Below are 17,793 nucleotides of genomic sequence, written 5' to 3'. Positions count from 1 at the left end.
CACATTAGCCTGGTAGCGGGGTCGTATACTCTCATTCATTCAGCGCTGACGGGCGATGCCGCCGCTGTCGCCTGGGATATGACGAGTAATGCCTGCAATCAAAGATATAGAGCCTAACAAAATATGCCTTTTACACTTGGTCAACGCTGGATCAGCGATACAGAAAGCGAACTGGGACTTGGAACCGTTGTTGCGATAGATGCACGAACCGTCACTCTACTTTTTCCGTCCACAGGGGAAAACCGTCTGTATGCGCGCAGTGATTCTCCCGTGACCCGCGTCATGTTCAATCCTGGCGACACGATTACAAGCCATGAAGGTTGGCTGTTACATGTCGATGAAGTAAAAGAAGAAAATGGTCTGCTTACCTATGTCGGCACCCGACTGGATACCGAAGAGCCCAATGTGATGCTGCGTGAAGTTCTGCTCGACAGTAAATTGGTTTTCAGTAAGCCCCAGGATCGTCTTTTCGCTGGTCAAATCGATCGTATGGACCGGTTCGCACTGCGCTATCGCGCCCGTAAATTTCAGAGCGAGCAGTACCGTATGCCGTACAGCGGCCTGCGCGGACAGCGTACCAGCCTGATTCCGCATCAGCTTAACATCGCTCATGAGGTTGGCCGTCGTCACGCGCCGCGCGTGCTGCTGGCGGACGAAGTGGGCCTCGGTAAAACAATTGAAGCCGGGATGATCCTGCATCAACAGTTGTTATCCGGCGCCGCAGAACGCGTATTGATCATTGTTCCGGAAACGCTACAACACCAGTGGCTGGTAGAAATGCTGCGCCGTTTCAACCTACGCTTTGCGCTGTTCGACGACGAACGCTACGCCGAAGCGCAGCACGATGCCTATAACCCGTTTGAAACCGAGCAACTGGTGATCTGCTCGCTGGACTTTGCTCGCCGTAATAAGCAGCGTCTGGAACATTTGTGTGACGCCGAGTGGGATTTACTGGTGGTCGACGAAGCGCACCATCTGGTATGGAGCGTCGATGCGCCAAGCCGGGAATATATGGCCATCGAACAATTAGCCGAGCGTGTGCCGGGTGTACTACTGCTGACCGCCACGCCGGAACAACTGGGGATGGAAAGTCACTTTGCTCGCCTGCGTCTGCTCGATCCGAACCGTTTCCATGATTTCGCGCAGTTCGTGGAAGAACAAAAAAACTACCGCCCTGTTGCTGATGCAGTGGCAATGCTGCTGGCAGGTAATAAACTCAGCAACGACGAACTGAACAAGCTGGGCGATCTGATCGGCGAACAAGATATCGAGCCATTACTACAGGCCGCCAATAGCGATCGCGATGACGCGCAGGCCGCTCGACAGGAGCTGGTGTCCATGTTGATGGATCGCCACGGCACCAGCCGCGTGCTGTTTCGCAACACCCGTAACGGCGTGAAGGGTTTCCCGAAACGCGAACTGCATACGGTGAAGCTGCCGCTACCGACCCAGTATCAGACCGCCATTAAGGTCTCCGGTATTATGGGCGCACGTAAAAGCGCGGAAGATCGCGCCCGCGATATGCTCTATCCGGAACAGATTTATCAGGAATTTGAAGGCGATACCGGTACATGGTGGAACTTCGATCCACGTGTTGAGTGGCTGATGGGTTACCTGACCAGCCACCGTTCGCAGAAGGTACTGGTGATCTGCGCCAAGGCGACCACCGCCTTACAGCTGGAACAGGTGCTGCGCGAGCGTGAAGGGATCCGCGCCGCCGTGTTCCATGAAGGCATGTCGATTATCGAACGCGACCGCGCCGCCGCCTGGTTCGCCGAAGAAGATACTGGCGCTCAGGTGCTGTTATGTTCCGAAATCGGCTCCGAAGGACGCAACTTCCAGTTCGCCAGCAATCTGGTGATGTTTGATCTGCCGTTTAACCCGGATCTACTGGAACAGCGTATTGGTCGTCTGGATCGTATCGGTCAGGCGCATGATATCCAGATCCATGTCCCGTACCTGGAAAAAACCGCCCAGTCGGTGCTGGTTCGCTGGTATCATGAAGGACTGGACGCCTTTGAACACACCTGCCCAACCGGCCGCGCCATTTATGATTCGGTCTACCACAGCCTGATTAATTATCTGGCCGCGCCTGAAGAAACCGAAGGGTTTGACGATCTGATTAACTCCTGCCGCGAACAGCATGAAGCGCTAAAAGCCCAGTTAGAACAGGGCCGCGACCGCCTGCTGGAGATCCACTCAAACGGCGGCGAAAAAGCGCAACAGCTGACGCAAAGTATTGAAGAACAGGATGATGATACCAGTCTGATCGCGTTCGCCATGAACCTGTTCGATATTGTCGGCATTAACCAGGACGATCGCGGCGACAATCTGATTGTACTGACGCCGTCCGATCACATGCTGGTGCCGGATTTCCCGGGCCTGCCGGAAGATGGCTGCACGATTACGTTTGAACGTGACATCGCGCTGTCTCGCGAAGATGTGCAGTTCATTACCTGGGAACATCCGTTGATCCGTAACGGACTGGATCTGATCCTGTCCGGCGACACCGGCAGCAGCACCATTTCGCTGTTAAAAAATAAAGCGCTGCCGGTAGGTACGCTACTGGTCGAACTGATTTATGTCGTTGAAGCGCAGGCACCGAAACAACTGCAACTGAACCGCTTCCTGCCACCGACGCCGGTTCGTATGCTGTTAGATAAAAACGGCAACAATCTGGCCACTCAGGTTGAGTTTGAAACCTTTAACCGTCAGTTAAGCGCCGTTAATCGCCACACCGGCAGCAAACTGGTCAACGCCGTTCAACAGGACGTCCACGCCATTTTGCAACTGGGCGAGACCCAGATTGAACAGTCCGCCAGGGCACTGATTGATAACGCTCGTCGCGAGGCTGATGAAAAACTGTCCGGGGAATTGTCACGTCTGGAAGCGCTGCGCGCCGTCAACCCAAACATTCGTGATGATGAACTTGCCGCTATCGACAGTAACCGTCAGCAGGTACTGGAAAGCCTGGATCAGGCGGGCTGGCGTCTGGACGCTTTGCGTCTTATCGTCGTCACGCACCAATAACGGAGCCGTACATGGGGATGGAAAACTACAATCCGCCGCAGGAGCCCTGGCTGGTCATCCTCTACCAGGATGAGCACATTATGGTGGTCAACAAGCCCAGCGGCCTGTTGTCTGTGCCGGGACGTCAGGAAGCGCACAAAGATAGCATTATGACGCGTATCCAGCGCGACTATCCACAGGCGGAGTCGGTGCATCGCCTGGATATGGCGACCAGCGGGGTAATTGTCGTGGCGCTGACCAAAGCCGCGGAACGGGAGCTTAAGCGTCAGTTCCGCGAGCGTGAACCCCAAAAGCAGTATGTGGCGCGCGTATGGGGGCATCCATCTCCCGCACAGGGGCTGGTCGATTTACCGCTCATTTGCGACTGGCCGAACCGGCCAAAGCAGAAAGTGTGTTATGAAACCGGCAAACCGGCACAGACGGAATATGACGTAGTGGATTTTGCGGCGGACAATACCGCCCGCGTGACGCTCAAACCGATCACCGGGCGTTCGCATCAGCTTCGTGTGCATATGCTGGCGTTGGGCCATCCTATTTTAGGCGACAGGTTTTACGCCTCGCCAGAGGCACTGGCGCGGGCGCCGCGTTTATTGCTCCATGCTGAAATGCTAACCATCAGCCATCCCGCTTACGGTAATAGCATGACATTTAGAGCGCCAGCAGATTTTTAACGAAAATACCTTATGGCGCTTCGCTTATCCGGCCTACATGTCCTCGTAGGCCGGATAAGCCACTCGCGTCGCCATCCGGCAATAGCCTCATTTAAAACCTTTCTGCTCTTTAATCAGCTCATACGCCTTCTGAATTTCCTGCGCTTTTTGCTTCGCCATCTCCATCATTTCCGGTGGCAGACCTTTTGCTACCAGCTTATCGGGGTGATGCTCGCTCATCAGCTTGCGATAAGCGCGTTTAATGGTGGTGGCATCGTCGGTGGTTTTGACCCCCAACACATTACAGGCATCTTCCAGCGTTGGGCCGCGTTGCGCCTGCTGCCAGCCGCCGCCTGACTGCTGCTGATAACCGCCACCGAACTGCGCCCCGCCCTGCATCATGCGCAGAAACTGATCGAACTGCGTGCGGGAAATGCCTAACTCTTCTGCAATAACATACAGCACCTCCCGCTCATTAGGGTGCAGCGAACCATCAGCAAACGCCGCCTGGATCTGAATTTCCAGAAACATCCGGATCAGATCAAAACGCCCAAAGCAAACGCTGCGAAACTGGCGCATCTTTTCACGTAATGGGTAATTATCGGCTTTCCCCACCCGGAAAGCATTTTGCGCGGCGGTACGGGATTGCCCATGCAAATTCATGCGATCCATCAACTGACTGGCGATATGAATATCCGCTTCCGTTACCCGCCCTTTTGATTTGGTTAAATGGCCCATCACCTCAAAGGTGGTGGCAAAAAACAATGCCTGTCGTTCGCGCTGGTTGGCAAACCACGCCATTTTTCGGCGGCGGGCTTTGTCGAACATATGGCCCACCAGCAACCCCAGAACTACCCCCCAAAAACCGCCGCCCATCATCAGGGCAACGGCGACGCCAATGATCTTTCCCCAGTACTGCATAGACTCCCCAAAACGTTACGCTATCGGTGAGGCTATCTCCCACAAAATAAGGTGCTTTTCCGCTAATGAAGGCTACGGTCAATTGTGGGACATCGCCTATAATTTGCATTATCATACCTGTCATTCAATGCCGTGCCTAACATCACAGACGCTAAACGGCAGGATTAACACTGGCGCAGCGAAGTTGAGTAAGTTAGGCTGTGACCGTTTGTCACGCGCAACGCTACCGATGATGGAACAATAAATACAACGTATGAAAAAACGTATTCCCACTCTTCTGGCCACCATGATCGCCACCGCCCTCTATAGTCACCAGGGCCTGGCAGCCGATCTTGCCTCACAGTGTATGCTGGGCGTGCCGAGCTACGATCGTCCTCTGGTAAAAGGCGATACAAACGATCTGCCGGTCACTATCAATGCCGATCACGCTAAAGGTAATTATCCGGACGATGCCGTTTTTACAGGCAACGTGGACATTATGCAGGGGAATAGCCGCCTGCAAGCGGATGAGGTACAGCTTCATCAGAAACAGGCGGAAGGTCAGCCGGAACCTGTACGTACCGTCGATGCGCTGGGCAATGTGCATTATGATGATAATCAGGTCATCCTCAAAGGGCCGAAGGGCTGGGCGAACCTGAACACCAAAGACACTAACGTCTGGGAAGGCGACTACCAAATGGTTGGACGCCAGGGGCGCGGCAAAGCCGACCTCATGAAGCAGCGTGGCGAAAACCGCTATACCATTCTGGAAAACGGCAGCTTCACCTCCTGTTTGCCGGGTTCCGATACCTGGAGCGTGGTAGGGAGCGAAGTCATCCATGACCGTGAAGAGCAGGTTGCGGAAATCTGGAACGCCCGTTTTAAAGTCGGTCCGGTTCCGATCTTTTATAGCCCCTATTTACAACTGCCGGTCGGTGACAAGCGTCGTTCAGGCTTCCTGATCCCGAACGCGAAATACACCACCAAGAACTATTTCGAGTTCTACTTACCGTATTACTGGAATATCGCGCCCAATATGGACGCCACCATCACGCCGCACTATATGCACCGCCGCGGTAACATTATGTGGGAGAACGAATTCCGTTATCTCACTCAGGCGGGCGCCGGGTTGATGGAATTAGATTATCTGCCTTCTGATAAAGTCTACGAGGACGATCATCCCAAAGAGGGCGATAAGCACCGCTGGTTATTCTACTGGCAGCACTCGGGCGTGATGGATCAGGTGTGGCGTTTTAACGTCGATTACACCAAAGTCAGCGACTCCAGCTACTTTAATGATTTCGACAGTAAGTACGGTTCCAGTACCGACGGTTACGCGACGCAGAAATTTAGCGTCGGCTACGCCGTACAAGACTTTGACGCCACGGTATCGACCAAACAATTCCAGGTCTTTAACGATCAAAACACCAGCAGCTACTCTGCGGAGCCGCAGTTAGACGTTAACTACTACCATAACGATCTCGGTCCGTTTGATACCCGGATTTACGGTCAGGCGGTACATTTCGTCAACACCACAGACAATATGCCGGAAGCGACACGCGTTCACCTTGAGCCAACCATCAATTTGCCGCTCTCCAACCGCTGGGGCAGTCTGAACACCGAAGCGAAGCTGATGGCGACGCACTATCAGCAAACGAATCTGGACAGCTATAACAGCGATCCAAACAATAAAAATAAACTGGAAGATTCGGTTAACCGCGTGATGCCGCAGTTTAAAGTCGACGGTAAGCTCATTTTCGAACGCGATATGGCGATGCTGGCGCCGGGGTATACCCAGACGCTGGAACCGCGCATGCAGTATCTGTATGTACCGTACCGCGACCAGAGCGGCATCTATAACTACGACTCTTCTTTACTGCAATCCGACTATAACGGCCTGTTCCGCGACCGAACCTACGGCGGTCTCGACCGTATTGCTTCCGCCAACCAGGTCACGACCGGGGTCACAACACGTATTTATGATGACGCCGCCGTTGAACGTTTTAACGTTTCTGTTGGTCAAATCTACTATTTCACAGAGTCTCGCACTGGCGATGACAACATAAAATGGGAGAATGACGACAAAACCGGTTCGCTGGTTTGGGCAGGCGATACTTACTGGCGTATTTCAGAACGCTGGGGTCTGCGTAGCGGAGTTCAGTATGATACCCGTCTGGATAGCGTCGCCACCAGCAGCAGCAGTCTCGAATACCGTCGGGATCAGGATCGTCTGGTACAGCTGAACTACCGCTATGCCAGTCCGGAATATATTCAGGCCACGTTGCCTTCGTATTATTCCACGGCAGAGCAGTATAAAAACGGCATCAACCAGGTGGGCGCCGTGGCGAGTTGGCCCATTGCCGACCGCTGGTCGATTGTCGGCGCGTACTACTTTGATACCAATTCGAGCAAACCTGCAGATCAGATGCTCGGCCTGCAGTACAACTCTTGCTGCTATGCGATTCGCGTCGGATACGAGCGTAAGCTGAACGGTTGGGATAACGATAAACAACACGCGATTTATGATAACGCGATCGGCTTCAACATTGAGCTGCGCGGTTTGAGCTCCAACTACGGCCTCGGCACGCAAGAAATGTTGCGTTCCAACATTCTGCCGTATCAAAGCTCTATGTAATCTGATTGATTTACCACGTAATCCGCATTGCGGTTAATTGAAATGGAAAAAGTATGAAGAACTGGAAAACGCTGCTTCTCGGTATCGCCATGATCGCGAATACCAGTTTCGCTGCCCCCCAGGTAGTCGATAAAGTCGCAGCCGTCGTCAATAATGGCGTCGTGCTGGAAAGCGACGTTGATGGCTTAATGCAATCAGTCAAACTCAACGCGGGTCAGGCAGGTCAGCAGCTTCCGGACGACGCCACGCTGCGTCACCAGATTCTGGAGCGTTTGATCATGGATCAAATTATCCTGCAGATGGGCCAGAAGATGGGGGTGAAAATCACTGATGAGCAGTTGGATCAGGCTATTGCTAACATTGCCAAGCAAAACAATATGACCATGGATCAGATGCGCAGCCGTCTGGCTTACGATGGGCTGAACTATTCAACCTACCGTAACCAGATTCGTAAAGAGATGATTATCTCTGAGGTGCGCAACAATGAGGTCCGCCGCCGTATCACGGTGTTACCGCAAGAAGTTGACGCACTGGCAAAACAGATTGGCACCCAAAACGACGCCAGTACCGAGTTGAACCTGAGCCATATCCTGATTGCACTCCCGGAAAACCCAACGTCTGAGCAGGTTAACGATGCGCAACGTCAGGCTGAAACCATTGTTGAAGAAGCGCGTAATGGCGCAGATTTCGGTAAACTGGCCATCACCTATTCTGCCGATCAGCAGGCCTTAAAAGGCGGCCAGATGGGCTGGGGCCGCATTCAGGAGCTGCCAGGTATTTTTGCCCAGGCGCTGAGCACCGCGAAGAAAGGCGATATTGTCGGCCCGATTCGTTCCGGTGTCGGCTTCCACATACTAAAAGTGAATGACCTGCGCGGTCAGAGCCAGAATATCTCCGTGACCGAAGTTCACGCTCGCCATATTCTGCTCAAGCCATCGCCGATCATGACCGATCAGCAGGCACGTCTGAAGCTGGAAGAAATTGCGGCCGACATCAAAAGCGGTAAAACCACGTTTGCCGCCGCGGCAAAAGAGTATTCTCAGGATCCAGGCTCTGCTAACCAGGGGGGCGATCTGGGTTGGGCTACGCCAGATATTTTCGATCCGGCGTTCCGCGATGCGCTGATGAAGCTGCAGAAAGGCCAAATGAGCGCGCCGGTACACTCCTCTTTCGGCTGGCATCTGATTGAATTGCTGGATACGCGTAAGGTAGATAAAACCGACGCGGCGCAGAAAGATCGTGCTTATCGTATGCTAATGAATCGTAAATTCTCCGAAGAGGCAGCGACCTGGATGCAAGAACAGCGTGCCAGCGCTTACGTTAAGATTCTGAGTAACTAATGAGCTGTGCGCAACGCGTTGTTATTACTCCCGGCGAACCCGCCGGGATTGGCCCCGATCTCGTTGTCCAACTGGCGCAACGCGCGTGGCCGGTAGAACTGGTCGTCTGTGCGGACGGCGCGCTCCTGACGGAGCGGGCCGCCCTGCTCGGCCTGCCGCTTTCGCTTCTCCCATACTCACCTGACATCCCTGCCGTACCACAGCCCGCAGGAACGCTGACCTTATTGTCGGTATCGCTGCGTGCGCCTGCGGTTCCCGGACAGTTAACGGTAGAAAATGGCCACTATGTGGTGGAAACGCTGGCGCGAGCCTGTGACGGTTGCCTGCGTAATGAATTTGCCGCATTGATCACCGGGCCGGTGCATAAGGGGGTGATCAACGATGCTGGCATCTCCTTTACCGGACACACCGAATTTTTTGAAGAACGCTCACAAGCGAAAAAAGTGGTGATGATGCTGGCGACCGAAGCGCTGCGTGTTGCGCTGGCAACTACGCATCTGCCGCTCAGAGCGATTGCAGATGCGATTACGCCAGCGTTGCTCCACGACGTGATTGGTATTTTACATCACGATCTGCAAACAAAATTCGGGCTGAGCAATCCGCATATTCTGGTGTGCGGTCTTAACCCGCATGCAGGTGAAGGCGGCCATATGGGGACGGAAGAGATAGACACTATCATTCCGGTGCTCGACGAACTGCGCGCGCAGGGAATGAACCTCACCGGTCCGCTGCCCGCGGACACTCTGTTTCAGCCTAAATATCTCGACCAGGCTGATGCAGTGCTGGCAATGTACCACGATCAGGGCCTGCCCGTGCTAAAATACCAGGGATTCGGTCGGGGTGTGAATATTACACTCGGTCTACCTTTTATTCGAACATCCGTTGACCATGGCACCGCGCTTGAACTGGCGGGTCAGGGAAAAGCGGATGTCGGCAGTTTTATTACGGCGCTTAATCTCGCCATCAAAATGATTGTTAATACCCAATGAATAATCGAGTCCATCAGGGCCATTTAGCCCGTAAACGCTTCGGGCAAAACTTTCTCAACGATCGGTTTGTGATCGACAGTATCGTTTCTGCTATTAATCCGCAAAAAGGCCAGGCGATGGTTGAAATCGGTCCCGGTCTGGCTGCACTCACGGAGCCAGTCGGCGAGCGGCTGGATAACCTCACGGTCATCGAACTTGACCGCGATTTGGCGGCGCGTCTGCAAACCCATCCGTTCTTAGGGCCGAAGCTAACCATTTATCAGCAAGACGCCATGACCATGAACTTTGGCGAACTGTCTGAGCAGTTGGGCCAGCCGCTGCGTGTTTTCGGCAATTTGCCCTATAACATCTCCACCCCGCTGATGTTCCATCTCTTTAGCTATACTGATGCCATTGCCGATATGCACTTTATGTTGCAAAAAGAAGTGGTAAATCGTCTGGTTGCAGGACCGAACAGCAAAGCGTATGGTCGCTTGAGCGTGATGGCGCAATATTACTGTCAGGTGATTCCGGTGCTTGAAGTGCCGCCAACCGCCTTCACACCGCCACCTAAAGTGGACTCTGCCGTGGTACGTCTGGTTCCACACACGATAATGCCTTATCCGGTTAAAGATATTCGCGTGTTGAGCCGTATTACTACTGAGGCTTTTAACCAGCGTCGTAAAACGATCCGTAACAGTCTCGGTAACCTGTTTAGCGTTGAAACGCTGACGGAAATGGGGATTGACCCGGCAATGCGCGCGGAAAATATCTCTGTCGCCCAGTACTGCCAGATGGCCAACTATCTGTCGGAAAACGCGCCTTTGAAGGAGAGTTAAGCATGATCAATTCGCCCAGAGTGTGTATTCAGGTACAAAGCGTCTATATTGAGGCGCAATCCTCACCTGACGATGAACGTTACGTTTTTGCCTATACCGTGACCATCCGCAATCTGGGCCGGGCGCCAGTTCAGCTATTAGGCCGTTACTGGCTGATTACCAATGGTCATGGCCGTGAGACAGAAGTCCAGGGCGAAGGGGTGGTTGGCGTCCAGCCGCGCATTGCGCCAGGCGAAGAGTATCAGTATACCAGCGGCGCTGTGATTGAAACGCCGCTGGGCACCATGCAGGGTCATTACGAAATGATCGATGAAAATGGCGACGCCTTTACCATCGACATCCCCGTGTTTCGACTCGCCGTCCCTACACTTATTCACTAAAACTATAGCAATGGCAACATACCTCATCGGCGACGTTCATGGTTGCTACGACGAACTGATCGCCTTATTACAGCAAGTGAAGTTTACGCCGCAAACAGACACGTTGTGGCTAACCGGCGATTTGGTCGCCCGCGGGCCCGGTTCGCTGGACGTGTTGCGCTACGTCAAATCACTTGGCGATAGCGTACGTCTGGTGTTGGGAAATCACGATTTGCACCTGTTGGCCGTCTTCGCGGGGATTAGCCGCAACAAACCAAAAGACCGGCTGACCCCGCTTCTTGAAGCGCCGGATGCCGATGAGTTGCTTAACTGGCTACGTCGTCAGCCGTTGTTGCAGGTAGACGAGGAGAAAAAGTTGATCATGGCACATGCGGGCATCACGCCGCAGTGGGATTTGCAGACGGCAAAAGAGTGCGCCCGCGATGTTGAAGCCGTGTTATCGAGCGACTCTTACCCGTTTTTCCTCGACGCGATGTACGGCGATATGCCGAATAACTGGTCGCCGGAGTTAAGTGGCCTGGCTCGGTTACGCTTTATTACCAATGCTTTTACCCGTATGCGCTATTGCTTTCCTAACGGTCAGTTGGATATGTACAGTAAAGCGTCACCGGAAAATGCCCCTGCGCCGCTGAAGCCATGGTTTGCTATTCCAGGCCCCGTGAGCGAGGCTTACAGCATTGCGTTTGGACACTGGGCGTCGCTGGAAGGGAAAGGGACGCCGGCGGGTATTTACGCGCTGGATACTGGCTGCTGCTGGGGCGGAGAATTGACCTGCTTACGTTGGGAAGATAAACGATACTTTGTCCAGCCTTCGAACCGTCAGATGGACAGGGACGAAGGCGAAGCGGTTAAAGCCTGACGGATAGTTGAGTTTTGTGTCGCCTGATGGCGCTGCGCTTATCAGGCCTACGGTTTTGTAAGCCAGATCAGGCATTGATGTCGCCATCCGGCATTTACATCACCATTATCGCCTGATAGCGCTTTGCTTATCAGGCCAACAAAAGTTTTAGCGACGCTCCAGAATCTCGAAACAATAGCTATGAGAGTTCTGCGCATCGGCATCATGAAATTCGCTGAATACCGACTCCCAGTCATCCGGTTCATAATCCGGAAAATGGGTATCGCCTTCAACTTCCGCGTCAATATGCGTCAGATAAAGCTTCTGCGCTTTGGGCAAAAACTGCTCATACACACGCCCACCGCCAATGACCATAATTTCTGGCGCATTGCCACATGCGGCTATCGCCTCATCAACAGACCTCACCCACTGCACGCGATCGTCGGTGCCCGGTTGGCTACTGATGACAATATTTTTACGCCCTGGTAACGGACGCCCAATGGACTCCCAGGTGTGACGTCCCATGACGACAGGTTTATTTAACGTGTTACGTTTAAACCAGGCGAGATCGGCAGGCAGGTTCCACGGCATGGCGTTTTCCATACCGATGACGCGATCCACCGCTAACGCCGCAATCAGACTAATCATTGATTATTTCCTGATACAAAAAAATTGTCGCCACTATACGTAAAGCGCAATCTTTCGTCGACTGACGAAAAGAGGATGAGCACGAAAATTTTTCGTTCTGCTGGCGATGCCACTCATTTGATGTGGAGCGCCAGCATTACAGTAGTTCAAAAACAGCCAATTAGCAGTAAAGTTTGCAGAACATCACACTTTTTACTTTATATTGACGGTTTCACCTCCGGTTCATCGGCAATATCCCCGCTATGTTTGCCCTCAACCGTTCCCTGCCAGCCGTGGCGCTGAATCAACGATAAATGCTCCCGATCCTCGGTAATAATTTCACTCAACATTGCGCTGGTACGTTTATAGGCGGCGGCGCGGGATAATGGATCGTTTTCCCCTTTCGCCATCTCTTCTACCATCTGCGTATTAAAATGGCGGAACAGGTCAGCCCGCTCGCGGGCTTCATAACGCCCCAACCCCAGCGCTTCCAGCGCCTGCCGCCCGCTTTTGAGCGCGCCTTCGAAGGTTTCACGTTCGGGCATCGTCACACCGGCCTGACGCAGTCGAATGTAATGATCGACATCACGGGCGCGGGCGATAATCTGCAAATGGGGAAAATGGGTCTTCACCCGTTGGCTCAGTTGCAGATTGGTCTGTGGATCGTCAATAGCGTTAATCAATACCTCAGCCTTCGCCGCCCCGGCTGATTCCAGCAAATCCATCCGCGTTGCGTCCCCGTAAAACACTTTCATACCGAATTTACGCAGCGTTTCGATATGATCGGGATCGTGATCGAGCACCACCATCTTCACACCGCTCGACAGCAGCAAACGCCCGGCGATTTGACCGAATCGTCCAAACCCGGCCACAATCACCCGCGGCTGCTCTTCATCAATTTCATCCGCCTCGCGCGCTTCGCCCGTCGCGGCTTTTTCCATACGCGTCAGCAGCATCAGAAAAATCGGCGTCGCGGCCATCGACAGCGCAACCGCCAGCGTCAGCGCTTTTGCCCACTGCGGTTCGAGCACGTCCGCCATTTGAGCCGCGCCAAAAACCACAAACGCAAATTCGCTGCCCTGGCCTAACAGTACGGCAAACCAGCGCCGCTGTTTTGCCGGAACACCCAGGGGCCTCGCCACCAGCCACAGCATGACGATTTTGATTGCCAGAAAACCGGCCAACAGCAGAAGAATACGCTGCGGATTCTCCACCAGCGTGCCGAAATCAATCGACATGCCAACACCAATAAAAAACAGCCCCAGCAGTAAGCCTTTAAAAGGTTCGATATCGCTTTCCAGCGCATGGCGGTATTCCGAGCTTGCCAGCAGAACACCCGCCAGAAACGCGCCCATCGCCATTGACAGCCCAACCTCTTCCAGCAACAGGCCGAAGCCAAATACCAAAAACAGCGCCACTGCGCTGAACACCTCCCGCAAACCGGAACGCGCGACAAAACGCAGCGCTGGCCGCGTAACGTAACGTCCCAACACCACTACCAGCGCCAACGCGCCAGCGACCTTTAATGCCGACAACGCAAACGCGCCAAGCGTGGTGGATGCGCCGCTGGCAGCCAGCAGCGGAATCATCGCCACCAGTGGGATCGCCGCGATATCCTGGAACAAGAGCACTGCAAATGCGCTACGCCCCACTTGCGAAACGGTCAGATTACGTTCGTTCATCGCCTGCATGGCAATTGCCGTGGACGACAGAGCCAGCGTCATACCAATCAATTCCGCCACCTGCCAACGCAGACCAAGCAATATACAAAACAGACCAATCAGTCCACCGCATACCACCATCTGCAACGCGCCGCCGCCAAATACCGAGGCGCGCAGCTTCCATAACCGTTGCGGGTCCAGCTCAAGCCCAATAACAAACAACATCAGCACGACGCCGATTTCCGCAAAATGCAGAATAGATACAGCGTCCGTCACCAGTCTAAGCCCCCAGGGACCGATAATGCAGCCAGCGATCAGATATCCCAGCACCGATCCTAAGCCCAGACGCATTGCAATCGGCACAATCAACGCCGCCGAGCCAAGGTAGATCAACGCCTGCACCAAAGTATGACTATCCATGATTTGCCTCCTGCCACGCCAGTAAACGCTGTTTATACAGGAACGCCTGCGCCTGTAATGTTTCATCATCGCAAATGAACGTGCAGTGCATGGCAAATGGCGTCAGCCACGTTAAACCACAATAGAGCGCTGTCGCCTGTAGTGGCTGTGAAAGGACGTCGAATCCCGGATGTGAACCGATAGTAAAGTGATTTTCACCGCCGCCGGTCGTTACCGCCCAGAGCAGATGTTTACCGTGCAACGCCGTACCGCCATGACCATAGGCCCAGCCGTGGGCGAGAACTTTATCCATCCACAGTTTGAGTAAAGGAGGAACACTGTACCACTGCATTGGGTGCTGCCAGACGATAAGACTCGCTCGCGACAGCGCTTCCTGCTCAGCGGCAATGTCGATATTGAAATCGGGGTAGAGGTGATACAGCGAACGTATTTCTACGTTTTCCAGCGTCCCTGCCTGTTCAAGCATCCGTTTATTCGCATGAGAATGATGCGGATAAGGATGCGCATAAATAATGAGGATCATAATTAGCCTGTGATTATCTGCTTTTTATCACAAAGTGTAGTGACAAATTCGCCAGGCTAATAGTGAAGATTCTTGAGTGAATAACAGGAAAAAACTGAATTAATTATCCAGCTCACTCATATTTTTCAGCTGATCGCGGTTAATCTGTTCGGTTTTTCCGGTGGCGGCATTTTTGTAGGAGACCATACCGGTATCATCATCGACCTGCGGTTTCCCGTCGGTCACGATAGTTTTGCCATCCGTCGTTTTAACCGCCTGGTTTGAAGAGCATCCAGCGACGGTGAATAAAGTTGCTGCGGCAAACAGTGCGGTCATAAGACGTTTTTGCATGGTGTTCTCCCTGCTTTTCAATTGTTTTAGCATGTGACTGTTAACTGTAGCGTTATTAGCGAAAAGCGGGAAGAAATGCAGAACACTCTTAACGAGGGTTATCCGGTGGCGTTCCGCGCAAAGTCATGTTTCCGGTCTGTGTTAGCGCCAGGCCGCGCGTTTCCGGGCAAAGGTAGAGATAACAAACATCAGGCTCACCTGACAGATCCAGATAGCCGGAAATAGCGGCAGGAAGTGGGTCTCCTGTGGCGGCTCATCGTCAATGCCGAACCGTTTGACATCATTTGCTCGCGCTCTTTTACCCGTCCTTTTCGCAATAACCCGCGTGGCGACTCCGGCAAAACAAAGCGTCCAATGAAAATCATTAAGCAAGGAATCCCCGTCATTCTGCACTCAGAGGATACCCTCGAAGGACCGCAGACGTTTGCGGAAAAACGCAAGCCGGTATGGAAAGACCGTTGATGATAATGGCCCTAAACTGATAACAACCAGGTTTAAGGCCATTTTGCCGGACGACTCTGCACCGACGTATAAATAAGTTTAATGGGACAAGCGCTTAATCCTTCGCCATGCGGTTAAACTGCTCAATAGTAAGATCCCACGGTTCGCTGGCGGCCCCAGGCATAAAGCTGCCGTCATCCACGCCGATTTCGTCTTTGATAATTTTATTCAGTTTTGCATTCATCATAAGAATCAGATCACGATATTTCTCTTTATCGGCAGCAAGGTTGTGGTTCTCATCTGGATCATTTTTAAGATCATAAAGCTCAAGATCGTTATATTTAATAAGATCATCCCAGTTTTCAGGTGTGTTATGTTCACGGAGCGAGAAATAGCGCGCGAATTTATAACGCCCATCATTCACCATGCGCGTTCCTGAGCGATGGCTGAAATCAGGATGCAAGTGGGATATTTCCTGCTTGATTTGTGCTACCGTTTTTTGCTTATCTCTTTGTAGCGCCATAACACGGTGGAGATATTGGGCATCAGTATACAGAATCATGCCATAACAATATAAGCTGGCATTTCTCACCGCATTGACAGTAACCCCCTCCGGGTTTTTTAGCAATCCACTAAAATTAACGCCTTTCCGGTTGCCTAACGCTTTCCGTTGTTTTTCTTCTGGCAAACCGGTCAGCCCAACCAGGGTCGGCGCGACATCAAGATGGCAAGTCAGCGCCTGACATTTTTTATTACCTGGATACGCCGGATGCGAAATAATCATCGGCACATGAATTTGCTCTTTATAAACGGAGGCGCCTTTACCATGCATCTGATGGTTTCCGCCCAGTTCGCCATGATCGGCGGTAAATACAACAATCGTTTTATCGGTCAGCTTGAGGGCATCAAGTTCGTTTAATATCCGGTCAAGGTGAGTATCACAATCACGAATACAATTGAAATAGTAATCGAGCAGTTTACGCCAACGACGATCCTCATCAGGAAACTGACCTTCCATCGCAGCGCGTGCCATCTGGTACTCAAGATGCGCAGGCGGTCTTCCCTGTTCATTGAATGATTGATGTCTGTTAGCTGGCAACGGATAATTCAGCCAGCTTGCCTGATACAGCTCGTTTTCAGGCGGCTGCGTGGGCGCCAGGGTATTATCATCCTGATCTAACTCGCCACGCCACTGTACCTTTTCCCCCTCTTTGTCCGTATCAATAAACATCACGTCATGAGGATTCACGAGGTTAACAGCCAGAAACCACGGCTTATTTTTGTCATTCAAAGGCTGCCCCTTGCATCTTAGCCAATTTATGGTCTGGGCAGTGGTGGTTGAATCATAAAAATAACCGCCTTTGCTGTGACCTATAATATCGCCGATACCGTGATAATCCGAAAAACCATATTTTTCCATAATTTTGTGTAATTCTGGTTCAGGAATGTTCCCGACATCGATATCTTCATCTTTTTCATCAGGCAACGGCTTCTCCATTTTTTCGGTAAGATGCCATTTACCTTTATAAGCCGTATAGTAACCCAGTTCTTGCATCATATGACCTGTGGTTCCAAGCGCAGGGTCAAGGTCATAGGGCATCCAGGGTAATCCGAGGTTATCAAACATCTTTGTCTGGGGCATATGTAAGCCGGTATACAATACGGAACGGGAAGGCGTACAGACATTACTGGTGTTCTGGTGGTTACAGAAGGTCACTCCTGTTTTCATTAGCCGCTCTCTTCCGGGGACCGGGAAGGGAAACGTCGGAAAAAAACGCTCCTGATCGGTTACAACCAACAGAATATTGTATCCTTCCGGTAATTTTTCAGGAATTTCTCCAGTAAACGGTTTATCCCACGCGGGTTTCTCCTGAATAGCACATTTTTCATCGGCCTTTACTGCGCCGGATAGCATACCACCAGCGGCAAGAATACCGGCGCTGGTCAACAACTTTCTACGCGTAAGATCCGTCTCTTCTGTAGACAGTTTATTTTTAGCACTCATATTATTATACCTGTAGTTAGTAAACTTATCACATATTCAATTATTACTGTACGAGGAAGCGAGGACGCGTATCAATGCATTCCGGGTAAGAATATGTGTTATAAATTAACTTTTATTTCAGCCCGGAAATACATTAACAAAAGACAACGATTGTCTGTTTTTTTTAGAAAAAAAAGTGTATTGATTTTATTTTAGAGATACAACTC

Annotated in this window: 14 protein-coding genes and 3 pseudogenes; 9 read left to right on the top strand and 8 right to left on the bottom strand. The window is 52.2% G+C overall.

Going from position 1 to position 17,793, the window contains the following annotated elements; all coding sequences use genetic code 11:
• Positions 1-123 precede the first annotated feature (123 nt).
• A complete protein-coding gene (gene rapA / locus SBG_RS00425; protein ID WP_001116959.1) occupies positions 124-3,030 on the top strand; it encodes an RNA polymerase-associated protein RapA in 2,907 nt (968 codons plus the stop codon).
• 11 nt (positions 3,031-3,041) lie between these two features.
• Positions 3,042-3,701, top strand: coding sequence for a bifunctional tRNA pseudouridine(32) synthase/23S rRNA pseudouridine(746) synthase RluA (rluA, locus tag SBG_RS00420; RefSeq protein ID WP_000525203.1), 660 nt, complete (start codon positions 3,042-3,044; stop codon positions 3,699-3,701).
• A gap of 87 nt (positions 3,702-3,788) precedes the next feature.
• Here the strand turns inward: rluA and djlA are convergent, their stop codons facing one another.
• On the bottom strand, positions 3,789-4,601 hold the full coding sequence (djlA, locus tag SBG_RS00415) for a co-chaperone DjlA (protein ID WP_001200590.1): 813 nt from the start codon (positions 4,599-4,601) through the stop codon (positions 3,789-3,791).
• 253 nt (positions 4,602-4,854) lie between these two features.
• Here djlA and lptD point away from each other — a divergent pair, with 253 nt between their 5' ends.
• The 6 genes from lptD to apaH are packed head-to-tail and all read left to right on the top strand — an operon-like array spanning position 4,855 to position 11,601.
• The gene (gene lptD, locus SBG_RS00410; RefSeq protein ID WP_000746132.1) at positions 4,855-7,215 is read left to right on the top strand and encodes an LPS assembly protein LptD; all 2,361 of its coding nucleotides are present in this window, start codon (positions 4,855-4,857) and stop codon (positions 7,213-7,215) included.
• Between the two features lie 53 nt (positions 7,216-7,268).
• Complete coding sequence (gene surA / locus SBG_RS00405; RefSeq protein ID WP_000800485.1) at positions 7,269-8,555, top strand: peptidylprolyl isomerase SurA; 1,287 nt, start codon at positions 7,269-7,271, stop codon at positions 8,553-8,555.
• A complete protein-coding gene (pdxA, locus tag SBG_RS00400) occupies positions 8,555-9,544 on the top strand; it encodes a 4-hydroxythreonine-4-phosphate dehydrogenase PdxA (RefSeq protein WP_001277514.1) in 990 nt (329 codons plus the stop codon). The genes surA and pdxA overlap by 1 nt, the downstream gene beginning before the upstream one ends.
• Complete coding sequence (gene rsmA / locus SBG_RS00395; protein ID WP_001065403.1) at positions 9,541-10,362, top strand: 16S rRNA (adenine(1518)-N(6)/adenine(1519)-N(6))-dimethyltransferase RsmA; 822 nt, start codon at positions 9,541-9,543, stop codon at positions 10,360-10,362. Before pdxA ends, rsmA begins: the two co-directional genes overlap by 4 nt.
• Before the next feature lie 2 nt (positions 10,363-10,364).
• On the top strand, positions 10,365-10,742 hold the full coding sequence (apaG, locus tag SBG_RS00390) for a Co2+/Mg2+ efflux protein ApaG (protein ID WP_000610894.1): 378 nt from the start codon (positions 10,365-10,367) through the stop codon (positions 10,740-10,742).
• A 10-nt stretch (positions 10,743-10,752) separates the two neighbouring features.
• Complete coding sequence (gene apaH, locus SBG_RS00385) at positions 10,753-11,601, top strand: bis(5'-nucleosyl)-tetraphosphatase (symmetrical) ApaH (protein WP_000257214.1); 849 nt, start codon at positions 10,753-10,755, stop codon at positions 11,599-11,601.
• Positions 11,602-11,748: 147 nt separating this feature from the next.
• On the opposite strand, the gene folA is transcribed toward apaH, so the two are convergent.
• From folA to SBG_RS21190, 6 genes and pseudogenes are all read right to left on the bottom strand, one after another.
• Positions 11,749-12,228: a type 3 dihydrofolate reductase gene (gene folA / locus SBG_RS00380; RefSeq protein WP_000624383.1), complete on the bottom strand. Its 480-nt coding sequence runs from the start codon at positions 12,226-12,228 to the stop codon at positions 11,749-11,751.
• A gap of 197 nt (positions 12,229-12,425) precedes the next feature.
• On the bottom strand, positions 12,426-14,288 hold the full coding sequence (gene kefC, locus SBG_RS00375; protein WP_000377179.1) for a glutathione-regulated potassium-efflux system protein KefC: 1,863 nt from the start codon (positions 14,286-14,288) through the stop codon (positions 12,426-12,428).
• Positions 14,281-14,811: a glutathione-regulated potassium-efflux system oxidoreductase KefF gene (gene kefF / locus SBG_RS00370; RefSeq protein ID WP_000600702.1), complete on the bottom strand. Its 531-nt coding sequence runs from the start codon at positions 14,809-14,811 to the stop codon at positions 14,281-14,283. Before kefF ends, kefC begins: the two co-directional genes overlap by 8 nt.
• A 99-nt stretch (positions 14,812-14,910) precedes the next feature.
• Positions 14,911-15,141, bottom strand: coding sequence for a YgdI/YgdR family lipoprotein (locus tag SBG_RS00365; protein ID WP_001172086.1), 231 nt, complete (start codon positions 15,139-15,141; stop codon positions 14,911-14,913).
• 88 nt (positions 15,142-15,229) lie between these two features.
• Positions 15,230-15,307: pseudogene (locus SBG_RS23535) on the bottom strand (hypothetical protein); the annotation flags it as partial.
• 2 nt (positions 15,308-15,309) lie between these two features.
• Positions 15,310-15,518: pseudogene (locus SBG_RS21190) on the bottom strand (MFS transporter); the annotation flags it as partial.
• 1 nt (position 15,519) lies between these two features.
• On the opposite strand from SBG_RS21190, the pseudogene SBG_RS22430 reads away from it, so the two are divergent.
• Positions 15,520-15,603: pseudogene (locus SBG_RS22430) on the top strand (carnitinyl-CoA dehydratase); the annotation flags it as partial.
• Positions 15,604-15,697: 94 nt separating this feature from the next.
• Here SBG_RS22430 and SBG_RS00355 read toward each other — a convergent pair.
• The gene (locus SBG_RS00355) at positions 15,698-17,587 is read right to left on the bottom strand and encodes a sulfatase-like hydrolase/transferase (protein WP_001274790.1); all 1,890 of its coding nucleotides are present in this window, start codon (positions 17,585-17,587) and stop codon (positions 15,698-15,700) included.
• Between the last annotated feature and the right edge of the window lie 206 nt (positions 17,588-17,793).

This window comes from Salmonella bongori NCTC 12419, from assembly GCF_000252995.1.
Taxonomy (GTDB): Bacteria; Pseudomonadota; Gammaproteobacteria; order Enterobacterales; family Enterobacteriaceae; genus Salmonella; species Salmonella bongori.
This window is presented reverse-complemented; position numbering and strand designations above follow the sequence as displayed.